This is a genomic window from Frankia sp. RB5, assembly GCF_059816245.1.
On sequence record NZ_JCBATA010000004.1, the window covers coordinates 65,766 to 88,158 of the forward strand.

Genomic DNA, 22,393 nt, shown 5'->3' on the forward strand with positions numbered 1-22,393 from the left:
GTGTGGCGCCCGTCATCGACAGCTGCCGGCCCCTTTTTATCCGAAAGTAACGGAGGACATCCGCCTCACCCGCCCGTCTTTCCTACGCCACCGGGTCGTTGACGGGTACACGCCACTCGATACGGGTACGTTGAGTAGCCGAAGGGTTCGCGACGGCCAGCGGGCCGGAATGCGTATAGCCCGGTTGATCGTTCACGACTCGGGTGAAACCGCCGGCCGCCTGGGAGGGGGACACGGTGACCGATGCGCCGCCGCGGCCCTCGGGCTCCGCGACCGCCGGGAAGGCGGAGTTCGCCCCCCGCCGGGAGCGCTCCACGCTTGGCCGGCTGACGCTGGTGCTCGCGGCCGGCCTGTCGGCCCTGGTCCTGCTGACCACGGTGGGCGGTTGGACCGCCTACCAGTACTTCGGCGCGCAGATCCACCGCATCCGGCTCGGGCTGGGCGACGACCGCCCGGCCGACGCGGCCGCCGGCAACCGCAACTACCTGCTGGCCGGCTCGGACAGCCGGGCCGGCACCGGGAACGAGTACCAGCGCGGCGGCGCCGTCAGCGACGAACGGTCCGACACGACCATGCTCGCCCACCTCGACGCCGACGGCACCACGACGATGGTCTCCTTCCCCCGTGACACCCTGGTGCGCATCCCCGGCCACGGCCGCGGCAAGATCAACTCTGCGATCACCCTCGGCGGTCCCAGTCTGCTGATCAGGACGATCGAGGACCTCACCGACATCAGGATCGATCATTACGTCTCGATCGACCTGGCCGGCTTCAAGGCGATGACCGACGCGCTCGGTGGCGTGACCGTCTGCGTGAAGGCGCTGGCGAACGGCTCCCGCTCCAACCTCTATGACCCGTGGTCGCAGTGGCGCGGCCACGTCGGCCAGAACACGCTCTCCGGTGAGCAGGCGCTCGCCTTCGTCCGCCAGCGTCACGGCCTGCCCGACAACGACTTCGACCGCATCCGCCGCCAGCAGCAGTTCATCGGCGCGGTGTTCACCCGGGCGACGTCCAGCGGGGTGCTCGCCAATCCGATCAAACTGGAGAGCCTGCTGCACGCCGCGACGAAGGCGCTCACCGTCGACGACGGCACCAGCATCAACGACCTGCGCGCGCTCGCGACGCGGCTGCGCGGCATGTCCGCCGACCAGATCCGCTTCGAGACGATCCCGGTGCACACGCCGACTCCCGCCGAGGGCGCCAACGCGATCGGGGAGCTGCCCCGCTTCGGCGCCGTCCAGCTCTACAGCCCGATCGAGCTGGAGAAGTTCCTCGCCCCGCTGCGCGGCCGGCCCGGGCGCGCCAGCACGCCCTCGGCCGCGAGTCCGTCGGCGTCACCCACCGCCCTGCCCGCCGCGCGGGTTCGGGTGGACGTCTACAACGGGGCCGGGGTGAGGGGCCTGGCCTCGTCGGCGGCGACCCGGCTGACCAGCGCGGGCTTCCAGGTCGGCAGTCCGCGGACCTGGTCCGGCGCGTCGCAGCGCACGACCCAGGTGCGCTACCACCCGGGCGACGAGGCCGCGGCCCGCACATTGCTGATCGCCGTGCCCGGCAGCCGGATGCAGCCCGACTCCGGCGTGCCGGCCGGCCGCGTCCGTCTCGTGCTCGGTACCGCCTTCACGGTGGACTCGATCGTCACCCCCGTCTCGACCTCGACGGCTGGTACCGACGGCGCGACGGGGGGCGGCGAGGCCGGCACCGGCGTCGCCGGCGGCACGACCCCGGACGCCGCCCCGGGCACAGGCGCTATGCCGGGCAGCGGGGCGGGCACGTCGACGAGCGCCCCGAATCCCACGACCACGGCCACCCAGCTCACCACGGGCTGCACCTACTGACCGCCCGCCGTGACCTCGTGGCCGAGACGGGGTGGCGAGGTGACGGTGCCGCGGCGCGGACGGGTGCGTCTGGAAGACTCGGGGGCGTGCGTGTTCTCGTGACCGGCGCCGCCGGACAGCTTGGTGCCGACCTGTGCCGCCTGCTCGAGACCCGGCTGGCCGATCCGGGCTCGCCGGTGCTGGCCTGGGCGGGGCTCGGCCGTGCCGAGCTCGACATCACCGATCCGGCACGGGTGCGCGCGGTGCTTCGTGACCAGGCCCGCCCGGCGAAGGTGCAGGGCGGTCTCGTCGTCGTCAACACCGCGGCCTGGACGGACGTGGACGGCGCCGAGTCGGACGAGGCCGGGGCCTACGCCGCGAACGCCGCCGGTCCCGGGCACCTCGCCGCCGTCTGCGCCGAGGTGGGCGCCATCCTCGTGCACGTCTCCACCGACTACGTCTTCGACGGCCGGGCGACCAAGCCCTACGAGACCGACGACGAGCCGGCCCCGGCCAGCGCCTACGGCCGCACCAAGCTCGCCGGCGAGCAGGCCATCCGCGCCCTGCTGCCGTCAGCGTCGTACATCGTGCGCACCGCCTGGGTCTACGGCGAGACCGGCGGCAACTTCGTCAAGACGATGGCCCGCCTGGCCCGCGAGCGCGGCGCCGTGTCCGTCGTCGATGACCAGACCGGCTCGCCGACCTGGTCCGCCGACCTCGCCGCCGCCCTGCTCGACCTGGCCGCCGCCGCGTCCGCCCGGCCGTCCTCGGTACCGCCGGGCATCTACCACTGCACGAACACCGGCGAGACGACCTGGTACGGCCTCGCCCGCCAGATCATGACCGAGCTCGGCCTCGACCCGGCGATCGTGAGCCCCACCACCACCGACGCCTTCCCCCGCCCGGCCGCCCGCCCCGCGTACTCGGTGCTGTCCTCTCGCTCCTGGGCCGACGCCGGCCTGCCCCTGCCGCGCGCCTGGGAGGACGCGCTGCACGCGGCCTTCGCCGCCGGCGGCGCCGCTCTGCGCGGCTGAGGGATCATCAACCCCGGACAGCCCGTGCTCAGTCGTCAGCCCCTGTTCTTGGCGGTCGCCTCGCGGACCGCGGGAGCGATCTCCTGGGCCCAACGGGCGATGGACGTGGCGTCCGGCGCGCCGCCGGTGGGGGCGAACAGGATGAAGCCGGTCGCGCCGTGCTCCAGCACGGCGCCGGTCAGCTCCTCGATCCACTGGTCGGGCGATCCGCCTGCCCAGCGGCCCGCATCGTCCCGGGTGGCGCGCAGCGGCTGGTCGGTGATGCGTCCGGGCAGGTTGTAGACGGTTCTGATCGCGGCCGGGTCGCGGCCGGCGGCGATCGCGGCGGCATCGATGACCGGTCGCGACTGCCGGAATCGATCGCTGAGCCAGTCCGACGCGTGGCCGGGAATCCAGCCGTCGGCGACCCGACCGGTCGCCGCCAGCGACCGGGGGCCGACCGAGCCCGTCCACACCGGGGGCGCGGGGACCGGCGCCGGCTCGATCTGGCGCACCCGGTAGTGCCGGCCCTCGTGGGTCACCGGCGGACCGCCGCCGGACAGCGCGCGCACCACGACGATGGCCTCCTCGAAGGCCTCCACCGCCTCCGCGGGAGTCAGCCGCGCCACCCCCAGGTCCGAGATGCGATCCCACAGCCCGCCGGCGCCGGCGCCAAGCACGACGCGGCCGCCGGACAGGGCCGACAGCGACGTCACGGATCGGGCCAGCAGGGCGGCGGGCCGGGACGGAATGTTGGTGACGTTCGCGAGCCCCGCGATCTGCCGGGTGCCACCGAGCACGAACCCGATGGCTGCATAGGCGTCCACTCGGTCGCCGACATAGGGGTGATCCGAGAACGAAAAGATGTCCAGCCCGTCGCGGTCCGCCTGCTGGGTGGTGCGCAGGAGTTCGGCCGTGCTGCCGATATCGGTGAGCGCGCCGAAACCAAAGACAACATCCTGTACAGCCATGTGTTGGTTTCTCTCCCACGGGTCGTCTGATGATGCCGACGCTGGCGATGGGGCAGAAGTATCCATCGGGATACCGGCGGGGAGCGGGATCGACGCCGCCAGCTCAGAGTTCGTTCCACGAACTATAATGGTTCGTGGTACGAACCGCAAGGTCGTGCCCGGCGCCGCCGGCCCGGCCCGGCCCGGCCCGGCTCAGCGGGCGCGGCCCCGGGTGGCCTCGTCGTCCAGCTCCAGGAATACCGCCGGTACCTGGTTGTCCAGGACGATCCGGCCGAGCAGGTCGGCGAGAAGCCGCCGGTCGGCGTCGCCGAGGCCGGCGGACAGGCGCTCGATGCGCCGGCACGTCTCCGCGTAGAACGTCGCCGCGAGCCGCTCGCCCCGCACGGTGAGATACACCCGCACCGCGCGCGAGTCCTCCGCGGAGGGGCCGCGCCAGACCAGGTTGATGCGCTCGCAGCGGTCAACCAGGCCCGTCACGCTCGACTTGGCCAGCCCCAGTACGCCGCCCAGTTCGCTCATGCCATAGGGCCGAGCCATCAGCACGCACAGTAGTTGACCCTGCTGCGCGGTGAGCCCGTGCTCCCGGGCGGACTCGGCGTAGACCGCGTTGACGAGAAAGGCCGACCGCACCAGCCCGGCGACGACCCCCAATGCGCCGTCGCCCTGCTCGCCCACCTGGTCAGCGTATCGCCGAGCCGCGCCCGGCTCCCGCGACGGAGACCCACCTCGGATGAGGCCGGTCAACGGGTGCGGTTGATGCGACGCCTGTCTATAGTTCATGTTGACAACAGTTCATGGGGAAACCTGGGATTATGTAGATCGCAGGGTTGAGCTCAGCGGTCCTCCCCGTGGCGGGGTAAGCCGTTCAGCACTGCGTTCAGGGGGGTGACCGGCGGCCATCGGCGTCGCCTCCGTCAACACGCTCCGCACCGCCCCCAGCGTCGTGGTGTCCGGGCATCCGGCATAGACGAGTGCGGTGGTGCCAGCCGTGTCCAGAAAAGCCGTCGCGGAGAGAATTCCGGCCGGCGACGTGGGCGCGCTCAGTCGTCGGATGACGGTATCGAGCGCAGTGGTGCCCTCGCCTGGAGGACAGATGCCAGTGGCCGACGAGGACGGCGGCGACGCCGGCGGGGCGCATGCCGGGCACGGTGAGGAACGGTGCCAGCGTCATGGGTCTCCCTGCTGGGGCTGGTCGGGTCGATCGATGCCGTCCGCGCGCGCATGCCCCTGAACGTGCCGACCAGAGACCGGGCCCTCGGAAGCGACACTCGGTCCGTGGCCCGCCGATTCTGTGTCGGCGAGGTCGGCGAAAGTGCTCGCGCCCTGCTCCAGGCCGACGGGAGCGGGTGGTCGGCGATCCCCTTCCCTGCTATAAGGCGCGCCAAGTCCATTTCTTTGGCAGGCGAAGCCGCGGCTGGCGTGCGAAAACGGGATCTCGCTGAGAATCGTCATGGTGCGGATCCTTCTCCAAGGTTCGCCGGGACTTCCGAGGCTGTCAAGAACGGCCACCATGAAGAAGTACGGGTACTTGTCAGATCGCGGAAAGCGGAATGCGATGTGCGTACGGTGGCGTCCGCCGCCGCCGCGGGGACGCCGCCGAACCACCCCGGCGGACCCTGAAGATCACGTGGCCGATGCCGGTGGCCCCCCGGAGGGTGGCAGGAGGGGTGCCTGCGACACTGGCGAGCGATGCGCGGTGGCGGAGGTTCTCCCGGAGATGAGGGCAGCGCCGTGCGTCGCGAGCGCACCGGCCAGCCGGTGGCGATCGCCGACCGTCCCGAGGTCACCATCACGCCGGCGCCCGACTCCGGCTCGGCGCGGCCAGCCAGGCGGATGCGACGGCTCGTGCGGCGGCATGCGGTCTTCGGTGTGCTGGCGCTGCTGGGAGCGGTGGGGCGGATCCTGGTGCTGGTCGCGTATCCGCCGGCGCTGATGTATCTCGGGGATTCCGGGGCCTACCTCGATCAGGCATGGCGTGGCCTGTGGCCGGGAGACTGGCGGCCGTCCGGTTACCCGATCTTCCTGCGGTTGCTGGACGGGCCGGAGCACATCACCCGGGTCGTGATCGTTCAGCATGTGCTCACCCTGGTCGTCGCCGGCGGGCTTTACGCGGTGGCGGTGCGGGCTGTGCGCCGACCGTGGCTCGCCGCGCTCGCCGCCACGCCTGCGCTGCTCGCCCCCTGGATACTGGACCTGGGTCAGTTCGTGCTGGCCGACTCGCTGTTCGGGGTGCTCACAACGGCCGGGGTAGCCCTCCTGGCCTGGCCGAACCGCGCGGGGCCGCGGGCGGCGGCGCTGGCCGGCCTGCTGCTGGGGGCGGCGTTGTGCGTCCGGACCGTCGGGTATGGGCCACTCGCGGTCGCGCTGGTCACCCTGATCGTCGACGCCGCTCGCCGCTCGCCGCGCCCGTGGCGGGCAGATATCTCGGGGCGAAACCTCTCGGGGGCTGACCTTCCGGCGCCGACTGTCACGGGGGCGGACATGCCGCGGGTAGATGTTTCGCGGGTAGATGTTCCGCGGACAGGTGTATCGCGGACAGGTATGCGGCAGAGGGCGTGGCGGCGGGTGCGCGTGCGGCGGGTGCGCGTTCGGCGCGTGGCGCCGGTGATGGCGTTCGTGGTGGGCGCGGCGATGCCTGTCGGGGCGTACGCGGGATGGAGCGCCGCCGCGGGCGAAGGCTTCGCCGTGTCGGCGCATTCGGGATTCTTTCTGTACGGACGGGTCGCGCCGTTCGCGGACTGCGCGGATGTCACCGCGGCCGGTCTTCGGTCGCTGTGTGACCCGCGGCCGGTCGGTCAGCGGGGCGCGCCGGTGCGCTACCTCTGGCCCGCGGACTCGCCGTTGCGGCAGGGGCATCGGCATATCCCGCCTGGTCGTGAGGAGCTCGCCGGACGGTTCGCGCACGAGGTGGTGCGGCAGCAGCCGTGGATGCTCGTCACCTCGTCTGCCCGGTATCTCGCCGGCTATTTCTCGCCCGTGCCCTATGAGACGGCGAAAACGTCCCGGGCGGACACCTGGGAGCTGCCCACCGACCGGTCGAACGCGCTGCCACCGAGCGATCCTCATGCCGACGACGGCTATTTCGTGGCCACCGCCGTGCGCGGGCCGTCCGGGCTGCTCGCCGAGTGGTCCCGGGTGTCCTATCCGCTGATGCCCATGGTCGGCCTCGGGCTGCTCGCCGGGCTCACCGCCGCCGTGATCGCGGCCGTCCGCGCGCTGCGAGCTCGACGATCACCACGTCAGGCGGACGGAACCGGAGTCTCGAACGTCGCGGTGGACGCGACCCCGGAGGCGGAGGCGGAGGTGGGGCCGGGGGCGGACGCGGGCCTGGGCCGGGGGACCGAGGTGGGTGTGGGCCCGGGGACGGGTGTGAGAAGAGGCGGAGAAGCGGGTGTTGTGGCCGAGGGGGACACCGCGGCCGAGCGTGCGCCAGGCGAGGTGTGGCGGGTGCTCTGGTTGGCGGGAGGTGCGGGAGGGTCGACGCTGGTGCTCTCGGCCGTCACGTCGGGCTTCGACTATCGGTATCTGGGTGGGGTGATTGGGCTGGTTGGGCTGGCGGCGATGATGGGCGCGGTCGCGTTCGTGCGGGTCGTGAGCCGTCGGCCGGCCGGATAGGTGGGTCGATCGGCCTGTCGAGCCGATGACCGTGCCGGTGGGCGCGGGGAAGGTCGGGGGGACCGGTGACGTGGGGCACGTCGGGGCGGCGCTGGCTGATGGCCGGCGTCGTGGGCGCGGCTGTGCTCCTCAGCTCATTGGGACTGCTGGTGGTGGCGGTGGTGCCACCATTCACCAGCGCCGACGAGGCGGAGCACACCGCGTACGCCGTTCAGATAGGGCACGGATCGCTGCCCACCCTCGACACGCCGATGCGTTCGCGGCTGCCAGGCATGCCGGGGTTGCCGAGTGGCTGCCGCGCGTCCTCGGCGCAGGCCCGGGCGGCGATCGAGACGCGGGCCCGGGAGCTGTGCGGGGTGCGGCTCGACCGACCGCTGACGAACTTCGACCTGATCTACACCGCGAACCATCCGCCGCTGTTCTACGCGGCCGAATCGGTGCCGCTGCGCATCGGGACGGGTCTCGATCGGCCGCGCGGCGGATTCCGGGCCGCCCGGGCGCTCAACGTGCTTTTCGGTGTGGGCCTCGTTGTCGCCACGGCGGCACTCGCCCGCGAACTGCTGCCCCGCCGGCCCGCGGTGGCGGTGGGCGCGGCGGGGATCATCGCGGTGATCGGCCTGGTTGTGACAACGTCCGGGCAGGTCTACAACGATGTGCTGGCGATGGCCATGATCACCGGTCTGCTCGCGGCCGCCTCCGCGCTGATACGGCGGGGGGCGGACTGGCGGGCCGTGCTCGCCGTGTCGGTGCTGGCGGCTGCGGCGGCGGCCAGCCGGGCGAGCGGGGCGGTGGCGCTCGCGGTGGTGCTGCCCGCCGTCGGCGTGGGGGCCGCGCTGGGCGTGGCGGGGCGATGGTGGCGGCGGCTGGGCGTCGGAGTCGTGGCGGCGGGTGTACCCCTGGTGGTGACAATGGGTGCCATTGGCTGGTTCTACCTCCGCAACGACCATCTTTACGGTGATCCGACGGCGTCTGGGCGGATCGCGACGATGTTCCCGGTCGGTGGTCAACGGCCCATGGTGCGCCAGCTGCTCGGCGACGGTCACCTGTGGTGGGAGCTGTATCGAGGCCTGCTGGGACGGCCGGCCCTGGTGACGGGGTGGCCCCGGCGAACCGAGGTGGCCGTGGGCGTGCTGACCTGCGTGGGACTGCTCGCCGCGGCGCTGCGGACGGGATGGCGCCAGCGCCGGCCCCAGCACCGGGCCGGTGGATCGGTGGTGGGCCGGGTTCCGGGGGCGGGAACCGCCTGGGTGGCGTGGCTGATGGTGGGCGGGCACTGCGTGCTCGTGCTCGGGACGCTGGTGGGCTATATGGCCGCGGGTGGGGCACCGTTCGCCCGGTACCTGCTGCCGATGGTGCCCGTGCTCGCGGTGCTGGTGGCGTTGGCGGCGGACGCGGTGCCGCTGGGGCGCTGGGGAGTGCCGACGATGGCGGCGGTGGTGGGGTTGGCCGGCAGCACCCTGGTGGTGATCTCGCGGGAGCTGGCGTGGAAGCAGCACGCGCTCGGACGGTACAACGAGGCCGACCGGCTCCTGGCGGCCTGGTCGATCGCCGGGCCGGGATCACCGCGGCTGGGACTGGGGGCACTGGCTGGTTGTGCGGTGGTCGGGCTGGTGCTGCTCGCGGTGGCGCTAGGGCGTCTCGGCGACGCGCTGGTAGACAGCGGCGGTGCGCTCGGCGGTGCGCCGCCAGGTGAACGTGCGGGCATGGCGGCGGCCGACGGCCGTGTCACCGGGAGAGACGAGCAACTCGCCGATCGCCCCGGCGAGTTCGTCAGCGAACGAGGAGGCGCTGCCGGCCTGCCGGACGAGCCGGACGGGACTGCCTGTCGCGACGGTGCCCACGCTGCCCGCGGCGCCAGTACCGCCACCACCGAAACCCCCACCGCCAACGGCCCCACCAGTGCCACCAGTGCCACCAGTGCCACCAGTGCCACCAGTGCCACCAGTGCCACCAGCGTGACCGGCACCAGCACCAGTGCGCGGGTGAACGGCCGCGGAAACGGGGGCGAGGAGCGCTCCGGTGACCTCGCGGACGGTGGGGATGTCGGCGGCGACGACGGGGACACCGGCGGCAAGAGCTTCCAGCGGCGGTAGGCCAAAGCCTTCATACCGCGACGGGAAGCACAGCACGCTGGCCCCGGCCACGGTGGAGCGCAGCTGGTCGGCGTCGAGGTAGCCGGCGGTGATCACGCTGCCGCACGGCATCGCGGCGAGGTCGAGGGCCGGCCCCCAGCCGTGCGGGCCGACGAGGACCAGGGGCGGGGCGTCGGTGTCCGACGCGTGCAACCGGCGGACCGCCTCCAGCAGGACGGGCAGGTTCTTGCGCGGCTCCACTGAGCCGACGAACAGGAGATACCGCTCGGGCAGACCGTTCGCCCGCCGCCAGGCCGCCGTCGGCGCCGGAGTGGTGAACCAGGCGTCGTCCACGCCCAGCGGGGTCGGGGTGACGCGAGCCGGGTCGAGTCGGTACGCCGTGATCACCTCCTCGGCGACGGCGCGGCTCGGCGTGAGCACGGCGGACGCCCGGCGCAGGCCGCGGGGCACCAGCTCGCTGTAGCGGGCTGACGTGGCGCTCACCGTGTCGGGAGTGCGCAGGTAGGAAAGGTCGTGCACGGTCAGCACGCCCCGGGCGCGGCGCATCGGCGGGAGTACGAAGTTCGTCCCGTGCACCAGATCGGCCGCCCCGACCAGCCATTCGATCGGCGGATGCTCACCGCGGACCCAGCTCTCCTGCAACAGCCGTGCGGGCGCCCGCCACCCTGCCGGTCGCACGCCCGCGGGCAGCGCACCGGCGAGCGCGTCCATCCCCCGCCAGGTGAACGCCGTCGCGGCGAGTTCCCACGACGCGTCGATCCCCAGGCCGAGTGCGTCGACCCCCCGAGCGGACGCATCGGCGCCAGTGTCGATTCTGGCCTGGGCAGTGGTGCCGCCATCGCGGGTCTCGGCGATGAGGCGGGCCAGGCTGGCGAGCAGGTGCTCGGTGTAGCGGCCGACGCCAGTGCGGCGGCCGAGCAGGGGGGTGCCGTCGAGCACGATCCTCATTGGCCGCCTCGGCGTTCCACGTCCGAGCCCGCGTCGCGTCTCCCCGTGCCCGTGCCCCTGCCCGTGTCCGGACGCGTCCCGGCCGCCATCATCACGCCTGGTAGAGGCGCTGGCGTAGGGCGATGTCGCGCCACTGGTCGGCGAAGGCGGCGTCGGAGAAGGTCGTCGCCCGTTCGATCGCTGCCGCGGCGAGCCGGCCGCGCAGCCCCTCCTCGGCGGCGAGGCGCCGGGTGAACGAGGCGACCTGCTCGGGGCCTGTCCACCGGTAGCCGTCGACGCCGTGGCGGACGATCTCCCGCTGACCGGCGCGGTCGATGACGACGGGCACACAGCCGCCGGCCATCGCCTCCACCGTGGTCATCCCGAAGTGCTCGGCGGTCCAGGGACGGCGCCGGTCGTCCTCGCCGTAGCCGGTGGCCGACCAGAACACCGAGCTCGTCGACAGCAGCCGCTCGACCTCGGCGCGGGGCGCGTTGGGATGCAGGTGCACCGGCAGCCCGGCGCCGGCCGCCCGGACCTGCTCCAGGTAGGGCAGTTGCGAGTCCTCACAGCCGCCGACGACGTGCATCGACCACCCGGGCAGGTCACCGGAGCGGTACAGCTCGGCGAACCACTGGACCATCTCCAGCTGCCGCTTCGCGTGCCCCAGGCCCGGCGCGAAGAACCGCCCGACGGTGATGACCGCCTTCTCCCGCACCGGTGCCGGATGCAGCCGGTCCACCTGGATCGGGGGGAACAGCAGGTCGGCGTCGCGCTTCCACAGCCGGCGGATCCAGCCACGGGTGAACTGCGAGTTCGCCATGACGACGTCGTAGCCGTCAAGGTAGGCGAGGTCGGCGGGGTCGCGCAGCAGCCAGGGGAAGCGCAGCGGCAGCCGGGCGATCGGCCCCTCGTCGCCGTCGGTGACCCGCGGCCGGCTCACCGCGACGCCGAGCTCGCGCACGTCCGCCTCGCCCGGTGAGAACGCGTCGCTGACCAGCGTGAGCTCGGTACCGTCGGTCGTCGGCGGCAACGGCACCTCGAACGGCGCGAAGTCCGGGCCGATCTCCAGCTTGGCGAGCACCCCGCCGGCCGCGTCGAGGACGCGCAGCGACGTGCCGGACGGCGCGCCGGGACGGCCGATGTCGGCGCGCAGCGTGCGCCGCTCGCCCGGGCTGACCGCGAGGATGCCCGACCCGTTCGTCCAGGTCCACTGACGGCGGCGGCCGCCCTCAGGCGGGTACCAGCCCTGGCCGAAGCTGACCGCCGGTCGGACACCGCGCAGCAGCGGACCGGCGGTGCGCACCGCTGCCTTCCGCCAGGCCGCCATGTCGTGGTCGAACGGCGTCGGGAAGAAGCACAGGTACGCCGAGCGGCGGGACTGCGGCGCGATCCGGCTCATGTACGAGCCGTTGACGAACAGGTCGTAGCTCGCCGACAGGGCGGCGATGGCCTCCTCGCCCCGGTCGGGCAGCCGGACGTAGCGGCAGCCGTCGAGATCGAGCCCGAGGTGGCTGCCGAGCCGGTCGAGGTCGACCTCGGAGTGCCCGAGGATGTCGACGTCGGCGCCTTCGCCCGCCAGCACCTGGGCGATCATGCCGTTGTGGCGCTCCCCGCCGCCCATCGAGTGCCAGAACCGGTTGTAGACGGCTGCCCGCACCCCCCGCGCCGGCCGTCCGGCGCCGTCCGGCGCCCCTGCCTCGCTCATCGGGAGACCAGCCAGCTCTGGAGGCTGCCGCGGCGTTCCGCCGCCGTGGCGCCGATCTGGCGGCGGGCGCGCAGCATCGTGGGCAGCAGCCGCAGGTAGGACCCGCAGACCCGCAGCCGCAACAGGGTCGGGCGGACCGCCGGACGGCTGCGGGCTCGCCAGGCCTGGCGCATCGTGCGCACCGCTATCGACGCGGTGGTGACCGGGTAGCGCAGCACCGCGGACAGCGCGAGCGTGGCCGTCGCGTCCTTGGTGAGCATCAGCAGCCGGTTGCGGTCGGTGTGGAACACGAACAGCGGCGACCACTCGACACTCGACGCCGAGTGGATGTGCCGCAGCACCGCGCCGGGAACGTAGCGGATCGTGTAGCCGCGTGCCCGGATCCGCCAGGACAGGTCGGTGTCCTCGTAGTAGAGGAAGAACGCGTCGTCGAACCAGCCGAGCTCGTGGCCGAGCGACGAGCGCATCGCCATCCCGTTGCCGCACGCCGTGAAGACATCCTCCGACTGGTCGAACTGGCCGGTGTCGACCTGCTGGTAGCCGCGGTCGGCGCCGTAGCCGTCGGCCAGCACGATGCCGCCCACGTTGTTGATCACGTCGACGCGCGGCGCCTCGCCGCCGACGGTGAGCGACACGGTGGCCGACTCGGGGCCGACGGCGAGCTCAGCGCGACCGCCGTCCGCCGCGCCGGTGGGGCCGTCCCAGCTCAGGATGACCTGCTTGCGGGACTCCGCCGCCCAGGTGAAGCCGAGCGTGACCGGGCCGCCGTCGGGAATCGGCACACACAGCTCGCCGTCCCCGCGGGTCCAGAAGTAGGGGTTCTTCGCCGGGCCCTCGGCGCCGTAGGTCAGTTTCTCCCACAGCACCTCGCGCAGCGCCTCGCGGCCGTCGACCGTGACCGACGAGACGCGCACGCCGAGTTCGCGGGAGTCCTGCGGTCCGGGGACGAACGTCGACGTGTGCAGCCGGATCCGCAGGAACCGCGGCAGGAAGACGACCTTGCCGGTGGTGGCGCCCAGATGCCGGCCGCCCGGCTCGTCGAAGGGCGCGAGCAGCGCGGCGAGCCAGGTCGGCTCGGGGATGGCGTCGTTGTTGACCAGTACCGCGTACGGGGTGGTGACCTGGCGCAACGCCAGGTTGTTGCCGCCGGCGAAACCGAGGTTGCGCTCCGAGGCCACGACCCGGACCCACGGGTAGCGCTCGGCGAGCAGCTCCCGGGACCCGTCGGACGACGCGTTGTCGACGACCCAGGTCTCGAACGCGAAGCTCGTCTCCTGCTTGGCGATGCCGTCGAGGCAGGCCGGCAGCAGATGCGCACCGTTCCAGTTGACGATCACCACAGTCGCGACCGGCGTCCCGCTCTGCGCTGGCGGCGAGTTCTGTGCCGACGCCGCGTCCGCTGTCGGGGTCGGGGTCGGGGTCGCTGTCGGGGTCGGGTCCGCAGCCGGGGTCGCTGTCGGGTCCGCTGTCGGGGGCGGGTCCGCAGTCGGGTCGGTCATCCCCGCCTGATCCGTCATGCGCGCAGCCTCGCCTCGTAGTCGACCTTGAGAAGTCCGTCCGCCTGCGGGCCGGTGACGCCGAACAGCTCGTCGAAACGCCTCGTCGTCACCGGAGCACCGGTGGCGGCGTCGGACACGTGGACCTTGATGGCGAACGCGCCGAGCAGCTCGGGCAGGTGCGGCACGGAGAAGTCCACCGTGTGCCGACCCGGGCCGAGAACGAACCCTCCGGCCGGCGTCTCCATCATCCAGATGGGGACCTCACTCTGCCCGACGATGTAGGTGTGCAGGTAGATGTTTTCGGGCGCGCCCTCGGTGACGTCCAGCTCGACGCTGACGGTGAGCCGCTGGCCCGGGTCGTACTGCACCATCGACAGTCCGCCGGGCTCGGGGCTGAAGCTCACCGACTGGGGGCGGACGGTGGCGTACTGCCAGTCGACCGGGCCTTCGGCCGGCAGGCTGCCGAGCTTCTGGCGCAGTAGCTTCGTGCCGACTGCCGGCTGCCCGTCGAAGATCAGCGAGCCGGACTCCAGGACCAGTACCCGGTCGCACATGCTCTCGATGAGGTCGAGGGAGTGCGTGACGAACAGGATCGTGCGGCCCTGCGCCCGGAACTCGGCGATCTTGGCGAGGCACTTGCGCTGGAACGCCTCGTCGCCGACGGCCAGTACCTCGTCGACGAGCAGCACGTCCGGGTCGACGTGCACGGCGACGGCGAACCCGAGGCGCACGTACTGGCCGGAAGAGTAGTGCTTGACGTCGTCGTCGATCTTGTGGCGCAGCTCGGCGAAGTCGACGATCGAGTCGAAGAGGCGGTCTATCTCCCGCTTGGACAGCCCGAGCAGCGAGGCGTTCAGGTAGACGTTGTCGCGCCCGGAGAGCTCCCCGTTGAACCCGGCGCCGAGCTCGAGCAGTGAGGCGATTCGCCCGTGCACCTCGACGTCCCCGCTGGTCGGGCGCAGGATCCCGGCGAGGACCTTGAGCAGCGTGGACTTGCCGGAACCGTTCGCGCCGGCGAGGCCGACCGTCTGGCCGCGTCCGATCGTCGCGTCGATGTCACGCAGGGCCCAGAAGTCGTCGCCCGCCGGGCCGCCGCGCCGGACGAAGCGCTCCTTCAGGCTCGTCGCGCGGTTACGGCCCGACACGAACCGCTTGCTGATACCGGCCGCCCGGATGACCGCCGGCGCGCCCGGAGCCACACCGGCCGGCCCCACGGCATCGGCGGCGCCGAACCGGCCCGGCTGGTTCGGCGCCGCGACGCTCGGGTAGGCCGGGCCGCCGGCCGCGTTCGGGTGATCCATGGAGGGCTCGGAGATACCCGGGTAAGCGGGAGACCGCGCGGCGCCCGGGTGGGGAGACCCCGCGGCAGCGGGATAAGCCGCTGGATCGGCGGCGGTCGGGTAGGCCCGCGGACTGGCGGCGTCCGGAAAGGTCGCAGGATCGCCGGCGCCCGGGTAGCTCAGGGGATCGGTGACACCCGGGTAGGCCCCGGAGCCGGCTTCCGGGTGCGTGGGGGAGTCGGTGGCGTCCCGCGCCGGCTCGGGCTGGGGGCTGGGGGACCGCCGCCCCGACGGCGGGAATGCCGAACCGCGCTGGTACGCGGACGAGTGTCGGGCCACTGCAACTCCTTGCTGACCGCCGGGGGCGTCCTGCCATGATCGCACCACGGCCGGCGCGCTGACTCCGAGGGCTGGCAGCGGGGATACCACGCGGCACCCCGCCAGGCGCCCGCTTACAGATCCTCGGCGAAGTCCGCCTGCATGGTGCGGAACACGTGCAGCCCGACCCACAGCAGGACGAGCGAGATGAACCCGGCTATGGCGAGATGTTCCAGGTAGAACCGATAACCCATGTCGGCCAGGACCGTCGTCGGCCCCGCTCGGTTCCCCGGCGGCGGATCGTAGATCGCGCGCTGGAACGAGACGACCACCACCGCCATCGGGTTCAGCAGATACACCCAGGTCCACTCGTGGAGCCGGTCCTGGATGAGCCCGAAGGCGTAGACCATCGGGTTGACCCAGAACCAGGCAAGCAGCGCGACGTCCAGCAGGTGTGAGGTGTCGCGGTAGCGCACGTTGAGTGAGCTGACCAGAAGTGACAGCGCGATGGTGAACGTCAGGGCGACGGCGCCGGCTGGCACGAGGAGCAGCAGCTCCGGGCCCAGCAGGCTGTAGCCGAGGATGAGGATCACCACGAACAGCACGAGCAGCTGGAGCAGGAAGTGCACCGCGGCGAAGCCGACCGCCGACAGGGGGAGCACCGCGAGCGGGAACCGTACCTTCTTGACCAGATTGGCGTTCGCGACGACGCTGCCACACGCCGCGGAGACGCTTCCGGAGAAGGCGTTCCAGATCAGCAGTCCGGACATCAGGTAAATGCCGAACCGCGGAACCTGGGACTTGAGCACGATCTGGAAGACGAAGGTGTAGACGACGAGGATCAGGAGCGGATTCGCCAGCGACCAGGCGAAACCAAGGCTCGAGCCCTTGTACTTGACCTTCAGGTCCTTGCGGACGAGATTGCGCAGCAGTTCCCAGCGCACCTTCGTCTGGGCGCGGCTGCGGCGGGCGAGCCGGCTCGCGTCGGCGGAATGCGCCGGGGTGTGCTGCGGCGCTGTGCCGGACGTCACCGGGTTCCCGGGCGGCAGCGCCGCGTCGGTCAGACGTGACACGGCCGGCTCCTCCCGCCATGGGGCGGATCGGGGCGCTGCCTGCGGGCGCCACGTGGCTGGAGCTGCACCTGTCCGCTCCTCACTCGATCCGACAAGGTCACTCTCGATACAACAGGGATGCGACAGTACCGAGAACCGCCGCGAGCCCGGCGGGGGGAGGCGCGAGTCAGGTCCGTCCCGACTTCGCCGGCTCCGTTGGCTACCATCGGTGCTACCGTGACCACGGCTGAATCGGATCCGGTGGGACGGGTGGCCCGCCGCCGGTGAACGGCCTGTGGTGCGCGGTGACGGCCCGGCCCGCTTCTCGTCACAATCGTGACGCTACCGTGCGCACGACTCCAGGGTGACGCCGCCTCGGTTCGAGGCCTGCCCGAGTCGGGATGCTCTGCGTCATGGTGTGTTCGCCGGCGTGATGCTCCGGTGTTGACCAATGGTCCGGTGGTTGGCGTCCGGAGCGGGGTTCATAGTATCGACCCGTCCAACTGGCTTCGGCCGGCCGATGCCGCGCGGGATTCCCGGCGTTTGGCGAGCCGTCGGGGCCGACCCGGCGGAGGCGGCCACCGACGGCCGCATGGAGAGGACGGCCGTGTTCACCGACGTCCGACTACGCGAAGTGTGGTCGCATCTGGAGTCGGGCGGGGCACAGGCCCTGACTCTCGACGTTTTCGACACCCTGCTGTGGCGCATGGTCCCCGAGCCCACCCATGCGTTCGTGCTGCTCGGCCACCGCCTCGCCGACGCCGGGCACCTGCCGGCGAGCGTCTCCCCCGGCGAGTTCGCCCGGCTGCGGACGCACGCCGAGCACGTCGCTCGGATGCACGCCCACGACACCCGCGGCACGTACGAGGTGCGTCTCGACGAGATCTGGCAGACACTGCTGCCCGCGCTGCCGGGCACCGCCGGCGTGCAGGACCTGCTCGACGCCGAGGTCGCCGTCGAGCGGGAGCTGTGCCGGGCGGACCTCGCGGTGGTGGAGCTCGCCGAGCTCGCCATGACCAAGCTCGGTCTACCCGTGTACCTGCTGTCGGACACGTACTTCTCCGCGAGCCAGCTCGAGCGGCTGCTGAACCGGCCGGAGCTCGCCGGCGTCCAGTTCACCCGGATCTTCACCTCGTCCGACGCGGGCACGTCGAAGAGCGACGGACTGTTCCGGCACATGCTGGCGGCGTCCAACCTGCAGCCCTCCCGGGTCGTCCATCTCGGTGACCATCCCGTCGCCGACGTGGAGGGCGCCCGCGAGCACGGGTTCGTCGCCATCCACTACCCCAAGTACGCCGGTGCGCTGCGCAGGACCCTCGACCTGGAGGGCCTGCGCAACGCCCCCAGCGACGACCTGCCGATCGACCCCGTCGACGGTGACTACGGCATGACCGCGCTGCGGGCCCGGGTGCTGCACCGCGCCGACGCCGCCGCCGTGCCCGCCGGACTGCGGCGGTACTGGGAGACCGGGGCCACCGTGTTCGGCCCGGTCTTCGCCGGCTTCGGTGAGTGGGCGGTCGAGCGGGCCCGGGACTTCGGCGCCGACCACATCCACTGCCTGATGCGCGAGGGCGACTTCCTGTCCCGGCTGCTCGTCGACCCGGGGGAGGACATCGGTGTCACCACCTCCACCCTGTGGGCGTCCCGGCAGGTGTGTGCCCTTTCGAACGTCTTCGAGGGCAGCCCCGACGAGCTGAAGAGCTTCCTCGTCCGCCGGCACGCGCCCAGCGTCGGCCAGCTGCTGCGCCAGCTCGGCGTCCGGCTGGAGAACGTCGCCGGCATCTCCGCGCTCGCCGACCGCCGACTGGACGTGCCAGGCCTGCTCGACGACACACTCGAGGCACTCTGCTCGGACGAGCGGATCCGCAGCGAGATCGTGCTCACCGCCACCAGGCTGCGCGAGCGCTACGTGCGCTACCTCGACGGCCAGCTGCCCGAGACGGGCCGGATCGTCCTGTGCGACCTGGGCTGGGGCGGCACGATCCAGGTCCTGATGACCCGGCTGCTCGCCTCCACCGGCCGCAGGCTGGAGATTCTGGGCCTGTACCTGGCGACGAACCAGGCCGCGATGACCCATCGTCTCAACGGCCTTGAGCTCGAGGGCTATGTCGCCTCCGGCGGCCAGCCGGAGACCATGGCGGGCCAGCTCATGCGCAGCCCCGAGGTGCTCGAGCAGCTGTGCATGCCCGACGTCGGCTCGCTCGTCTCCTTCGACGAGATGAGCAACCCGGTGCTCAGCATCGACCGGACCTCGCGCACCCAGGTCGCCCAGCGGGCCGCCGTGCAGGACGGCATCATGGCGTTCCAGCGGGAGTGGCTGCGCTACCGCCGCTCGGAGACGCCGATGCCGTCGCTGGCCGCCGCCGGTGCACGGCGCGCCGGGCTGCGCACGCTGACCCGGTTCGTCGCCCGGCCGACCGCCGCCGAAGCCGCCGCGTTCGGCTCCTGGGCCCACGACGACAACTTCGGCTCGGACGCCACCGAGGGCCTGCTGCCGCCCGAGCTCGTGCGCCGCATGCCGTACCTGACGCCCGCGGACATCGACCGGATCTCCATGCGGGAGCTGTACTGGCCGGCCGGCGTCGCCGGAGTGGCCAACCGCCCGCTGGCCGTCATCAGCGGGCTCGCCGCCGCCGCCGGGGTGCCGACCGAGGAGGTCTCGCCCGAGGCCGCCGCCGGACCGGTCGAGGTGTACGTCGACACCGGCGCCGACTTCGTCAACGGGCCGAAGGAGACCGTGGTCACCCGCTCGGCCCGCGACGGGCTGTCCCTGGTCCGGCTCAGCCTGGAGGCGGTCGGAGCGCGGCGCGTCCGCATCGACCCGGCTGGCCGGCGCGGCCTGCTACGGCTCGACTGGCTGACGATCTCCTTCCACGTGAACAACATGGCCGAGCCGTACAAGGTGACCATCACCTCCCTGGACGACCCGGCCCAGCAGCTTGCCCTGCTTGGCCTGCGGCTTCTCCAGCCGAACCTGGTCGAGATCGTCGGCGACGACCCGCAGTTCATCTACACGATCGATCTGGCCTCGCAGCCACAGCTGGCCGGGGTCTACGCTCTCGATGTCGAGATGGCCTTCGGCTGGATGGGGATCCGGGGCGATCCGCTGTCCCTGCCCGACGAGGGTGCGATCCGCGATGGGTTGCCGGTCCGGGCGGCCCGCAAGATCCGGCGGGAGCTGGGAGGGCTGCGGTGACCGAAGAGGCGGACCCTGTCGCTGATCGTGATGGGTCGGACGCCGAGGGTGTCGCGCCGGACGGTCGTGGCACCACCGAGCCCGGCGGGAGTCTCCCCGTGCGAGGCGCCTTCCAGAGCCACCAGGCTGGCGGCTCGGGGGGCGAGTCGATGGCGCGCGGCCCGTTCGAGGTCCGCAGCGGCACGGGTCGGCCGGCGGCTGCGTCGCCCCGCCCGGACGAGGACCCCTCGACCCGCACGGCGGGTGCCCGGCCGTTCGCCGCCGCGGCCGCCGTCGCCGCGGCCCGCGCCGCCGCTGAGGACGCACTGCGAGAGGGCCTGGACACGACCACCCGCCTGGACACAACCTCCTACCTGGAGGCCGCCGTCCAGCGGGGCTCCTCCGCCGCCTACCCCGGTCCGGTTGCCGGCTTCGGTGGCCCGACCGCGGCCGATACGGACCCGTCCGGCGATACGGACCCGTCCGGCGATACGGACCGGACCGATCGCGGTGCGGCGAAGACCGCTGGCGACCCTGCCCAGGCTGTGGGCGGTCCGGACCGCGACGAGCAAGGCGACGGTGAGGACATCGCCACGAGGGTCGTCTTTCCCGGGCCCCTTGGTCCGATAGACGTCGCCTCGCGTGAATCCGACGCTCCGCTTGGTCCTGGCGCCAGCGATGGGCGGGTCGATTTCGGCTCGCGGTTCGGGGCCGACGCGTGGGGGGCCAGCGTTCCCCCCGGCCGTGACAGCGCCGCGAGCGGGAGCGGACTGGAGCCCGAGGACCAGTCCAGGGCCCAGGAGAGCGAGGCCCACGCGGGCAAGGCGTGGGACGGCACAGTCCGCCCAGGCGGGGTATGGGGCAGTTCCCCCCGAGACGGGGAGCCGTGGGAGAGCTCGGCCCGGGATGGTGATGGGCGGGGCGGCTCGGCTCGGGATGGTGATGGGCGGGGCGGCTCGGCTCGGGATGGTGAGCCGTGGGGCAGCTCCACCCGGGACGGCGAGGTCCGGGACAGTTTCGCCGAGTTGGCGGCCGCCGCCGCGGCTGACCTCGCCGTCTCCGGCGGGCCCGCGACGGATGGCCCCGCGACGAGCGGATCGTCTGCCCAGGCGGCGGCGCCCGTGAACACGCCGGTACCCGAGGGTCCCGCCGCAGGTGGATTCGCCCCGAGCGGGTCGGTGACAAGCGGGCCGGCGGTGGGCGACCCCGCGCCCGGTGCGGTGGTCGGCGGCGGGCTGGTCCGCCAGGATGATCACGCGGTGGAGGTTGAAGAGGCCGCCACGTCCACGCTCGCCCCGTTACTGCTGCACTCGCTGGCCGATCTTCGCGAGATCTGGGTGCCGTTGATCGAGGCGTCGGGCGCCCGCAGCGTGGCCGAGATCGGCTCGGAGAGCGGGGTCACCACCTCGCTGCTCGTCGATCTGCTCCGTCGAGGTGGGGGCGGCCGGCTGCTGGTCGTCGACCCGGAGCCGGGAGTGGAGCCGGCCTCGGGCGGCGGGCTCGATGTTCAGGTCATCCGTGGCTACAGCCCGCAGGCCCTGGACGGCCATGCCCCGACCGACGCCTACCTGATCGACGGTGACCACAACTACGCCACGGTGAGCGGCGAGCTGAGCGCCATCGCCGAGGCGGTTGAGCGGTTCGGCCGATCTTACTTCCCGATGGTGATCCTGCATGACGTCGGCTGGCCGGCCGGCCGGCGCGACCAGTACTACGCTCCCGACCGGATCCCCGAGGACGACCGCCAGCCCCACTCGTGGGACATCGGCGTCGAGATCGACAACTCCGGGGTGGTGCGCGGCGGCTTCCGCGGGATGGGGGCCTTCGCCTGGGCGCTGACCGAGGGCGGGCCGCGCAACGGCGTGCGTACCGCCATCGAGGACTTCATCGCGGGCCAGCCGGAGCTGCGCTTCTTCACGGTCGCCCCGATCTTCGGCCTCGGAGTCGTTGTCGACCGTCGAGCGCCGTGGGCCCGCCGCATCGCGGACCTGCTCACCCCCTGGGTGTCGAACCGGTTGTTGTCCCGGCTGGAGCGCAACCGCATCGACCTCTACCTGCATGTGCTGCGGCTGCAGGACTCCGCGGCGGCCGTCGCCCGCGCCCGGCAGCGGGAGTGGTCCCGGCTGGACGACGAGCGCAGCCGTCTCGCCGCGGTCGACCTGGAGCAACTGGCCCGCATCGCCGAACTCGAACAGGAGCTTGCCGAAGCGCGCCGCCGCGAGGCCGACCGGGAGCGGTCAGCCACCCGGGGCCGCGCCACGGTGGACGCCGACGCCCCGCGCCTCGCCCAGGTCGCCCGTCTCGCTGGCTCCGCGCTGCGAGCTCGCCTGGGCCCGGCCGGGCAGGAACGCCTGACCCGGGTCCAGACGCGCATCACTGACGGCGGCCAGGCCCTCCCCGCCCTGCGCCGCCGCTCGTCCTCCTCACTGCCTGGCCGGGACACGCCCAGACGGCCATGACTCCGGGTGTGCCGGGCGCCCGGGTGGCATGGCTGCTCGCCCAGGCACTGGGGTCCGCTGAACATCCGCGTGCGGCGTAAGGCTGGGATGGGTCTGGGCGGGTGTGGTGTTCGGGTGGACCGGACACCAGGTGGTGGGCGTAGGTCGTCGCGACGTGGGCGCCGGTCTCCGCCGCTACCCGCGCATGCCGCTCCTGGCACGCGACGGAATGCGGCTACTGTCCGCAGCCCTGGCATGCGGCTGTCGGCAGGTGGCCGGGGTGTGCGGCCTGTGGCTGCCGACTTGTGGCCGGAGTATGTGGCCTGCGGTTGTCCGCGTGCGGCCGGGCAGAGCGGCGTGCGGTTGCCGGCATGTGGCTGGGGTGAGCGGCGTGCGACCACTGGCGTGCGACCACTGGCGACCGCCCCGCCCCGCGCCTGCGGGCGGTGCCTGCCCTTGCCCGTCAGGTCCGCTGATCTGCCCCGTGCGC

12 protein-coding genes and 1 pseudogene are annotated in these 22,393 nt (G+C 72.5%); 6 read left to right on the forward strand and 7 right to left on the reverse strand.

What is annotated here, in order from left to right; all coding sequences use genetic code 11:
* Window positions 1-236 precede the first annotated feature (236 nt).
* Window positions 237-1,835 (forward strand): LCP family protein, encoded by a 1,599-nt coding sequence (locus tag AC6EXY_RS03135; protein WP_165818309.1) that lies wholly within the window; start codon window positions 237-239, stop codon window positions 1,833-1,835.
* Between the two features lie 86 nt (window positions 1,836-1,921).
* Window positions 1,922-2,848: a dTDP-4-dehydrorhamnose reductase gene (gene rfbD / locus AC6EXY_RS03140; protein WP_499816654.1), complete on the forward strand. Its 927-nt coding sequence runs from the start codon at window positions 1,922-1,924 to the stop codon at window positions 2,846-2,848.
* A gap of 35 nt (window positions 2,849-2,883) precedes the next feature.
* Here the strand turns inward: rfbD and AC6EXY_RS03145 are convergent, their stop codons facing one another.
* Together AC6EXY_RS03145 and AC6EXY_RS03150 are read right to left on the reverse strand one after the other, a co-directional pair.
* Window positions 2,884-3,798: an LLM class flavin-dependent oxidoreductase gene (locus AC6EXY_RS03145; protein ID WP_101833141.1), complete on the reverse strand. Its 915-nt coding sequence runs from the start codon at window positions 3,796-3,798 to the stop codon at window positions 2,884-2,886.
* Between the two features lie 192 nt (window positions 3,799-3,990).
* Window positions 3,991-4,473 (reverse strand): MarR family winged helix-turn-helix transcriptional regulator, encoded by a 483-nt coding sequence (locus AC6EXY_RS03150; protein ID WP_207770412.1) that lies wholly within the window; start codon window positions 4,471-4,473, stop codon window positions 3,991-3,993.
* A 1,158-nt stretch (window positions 4,474-5,631) separates the two neighbouring features.
* Between AC6EXY_RS03150 and AC6EXY_RS03155 the strand changes: the two genes are divergently transcribed.
* Both AC6EXY_RS03155 and AC6EXY_RS03160 read left to right on the forward strand, forming a co-directional pair.
* Window positions 5,632-7,413: a hypothetical protein gene (locus AC6EXY_RS03155; protein WP_499816678.1), complete on the forward strand. Its 1,782-nt coding sequence runs from the start codon at window positions 5,632-5,634 to the stop codon at window positions 7,411-7,413.
* 65 nt (window positions 7,414-7,478) lie between these two features.
* Complete coding sequence (locus tag AC6EXY_RS03160) at window positions 7,479-9,506, forward strand: hypothetical protein (protein WP_499816655.1); 2,028 nt, start codon at window positions 7,479-7,481, stop codon at window positions 9,504-9,506.
* Here the strand turns inward: AC6EXY_RS03160 and AC6EXY_RS03165 are convergent.
* The 5 genes and pseudogenes from AC6EXY_RS03165 to AC6EXY_RS03185 all read right to left on the reverse strand — a co-directional run.
* Window positions 9,423-10,454: pseudogene (locus tag AC6EXY_RS03165) on the reverse strand (glycosyltransferase family 4 protein); the annotation flags it as partial. The gene AC6EXY_RS03160 and the pseudogene AC6EXY_RS03165 overlap by 84 nt on opposite strands.
* 91 nt (window positions 10,455-10,545) lie before the next feature.
* The gene (locus AC6EXY_RS03170; protein ID WP_101830919.1) at window positions 10,546-12,141 is read right to left on the reverse strand and encodes a glycosyltransferase; all 1,596 of its coding nucleotides are present in this window, start codon (window positions 12,139-12,141) and stop codon (window positions 10,546-10,548) included.
* Complete coding sequence (locus AC6EXY_RS03175) at window positions 12,138-13,640, reverse strand: glycosyltransferase family 2 protein (protein WP_499816656.1); 1,503 nt, start codon at window positions 13,638-13,640, stop codon at window positions 12,138-12,140. Before AC6EXY_RS03175 ends, AC6EXY_RS03170 begins: the two co-directional genes overlap by 4 nt.
* A gap of 14 nt (window positions 13,641-13,654) precedes the next feature.
* Window positions 13,655-14,941 carry an ABC transporter ATP-binding protein gene (locus AC6EXY_RS03180; protein ID WP_243407318.1) on the reverse strand — a complete coding sequence of 429 codons (1,287 nt, stop codon included), beginning with the start codon at window positions 14,939-14,941 and terminating at the stop codon, window positions 13,655-13,657.
* Between the two features lie 431 nt (window positions 14,942-15,372).
* On the reverse strand, window positions 15,373-16,269 hold the full coding sequence (locus AC6EXY_RS03185; protein ID WP_243407320.1) for an ABC transporter permease: 897 nt from the start codon (window positions 16,267-16,269) through the stop codon (window positions 15,373-15,375).
* Between the two features lie 628 nt (window positions 16,270-16,897).
* On the opposite strand from AC6EXY_RS03185, the gene AC6EXY_RS03190 reads away from it, so the two are divergent.
* Together AC6EXY_RS03190 and AC6EXY_RS03195 are read left to right on the forward strand one after the other, a co-directional pair.
* Window positions 16,898-19,486, forward strand: coding sequence for an HAD family hydrolase (locus AC6EXY_RS03190; RefSeq protein ID WP_101830922.1), 2,589 nt, complete (start codon window positions 16,898-16,900; stop codon window positions 19,484-19,486).
* Window positions 19,483-21,924, forward strand: coding sequence for a class I SAM-dependent methyltransferase (locus AC6EXY_RS03195; protein ID WP_499816657.1), 2,442 nt, complete (start codon window positions 19,483-19,485; stop codon window positions 21,922-21,924). The genes AC6EXY_RS03190 and AC6EXY_RS03195 overlap by 4 nt, the downstream gene beginning before the upstream one ends.
* The last annotated feature ends 469 nt before the right edge of the window (window positions 21,925-22,393 follow it).

Bases quoted from the DNA above. Each gene is read 5' to 3' on its own strand.
- AC6EXY_RS03175 (WP_499816656.1), bottom strand. From the start codon at position 13,640: ATGACCGACCCGACTGCGGACCCGCCCCCGACAGCGGACCCGACAGCG.
- AC6EXY_RS03180 (WP_243407318.1), bottom strand. From the start codon at position 14,941: ATGGATCACCCGAACGCGGCCGGCGGCCCGGCCTACCCGAGCGTCGCG.
- AC6EXY_RS03170 (WP_101830919.1), bottom strand. From the start codon at position 12,141: ATGAGCGAGGCAGGGGCGCCGGACGGCGCCGGACGGCCGGCGCGGGGG.
- AC6EXY_RS03145 (WP_101833141.1), bottom strand. From the start codon at position 3,798: ATGGCTGTACAGGATGTTGTCTTTGGTTTCGGCGCGCTCACCGATATC.
- AC6EXY_RS03155 (WP_499816678.1), top strand. From the start codon at position 5,632: ATGCGACGGCTCGTGCGGCGGCATGCGGTCTTCGGTGTGCTGGCGCTG.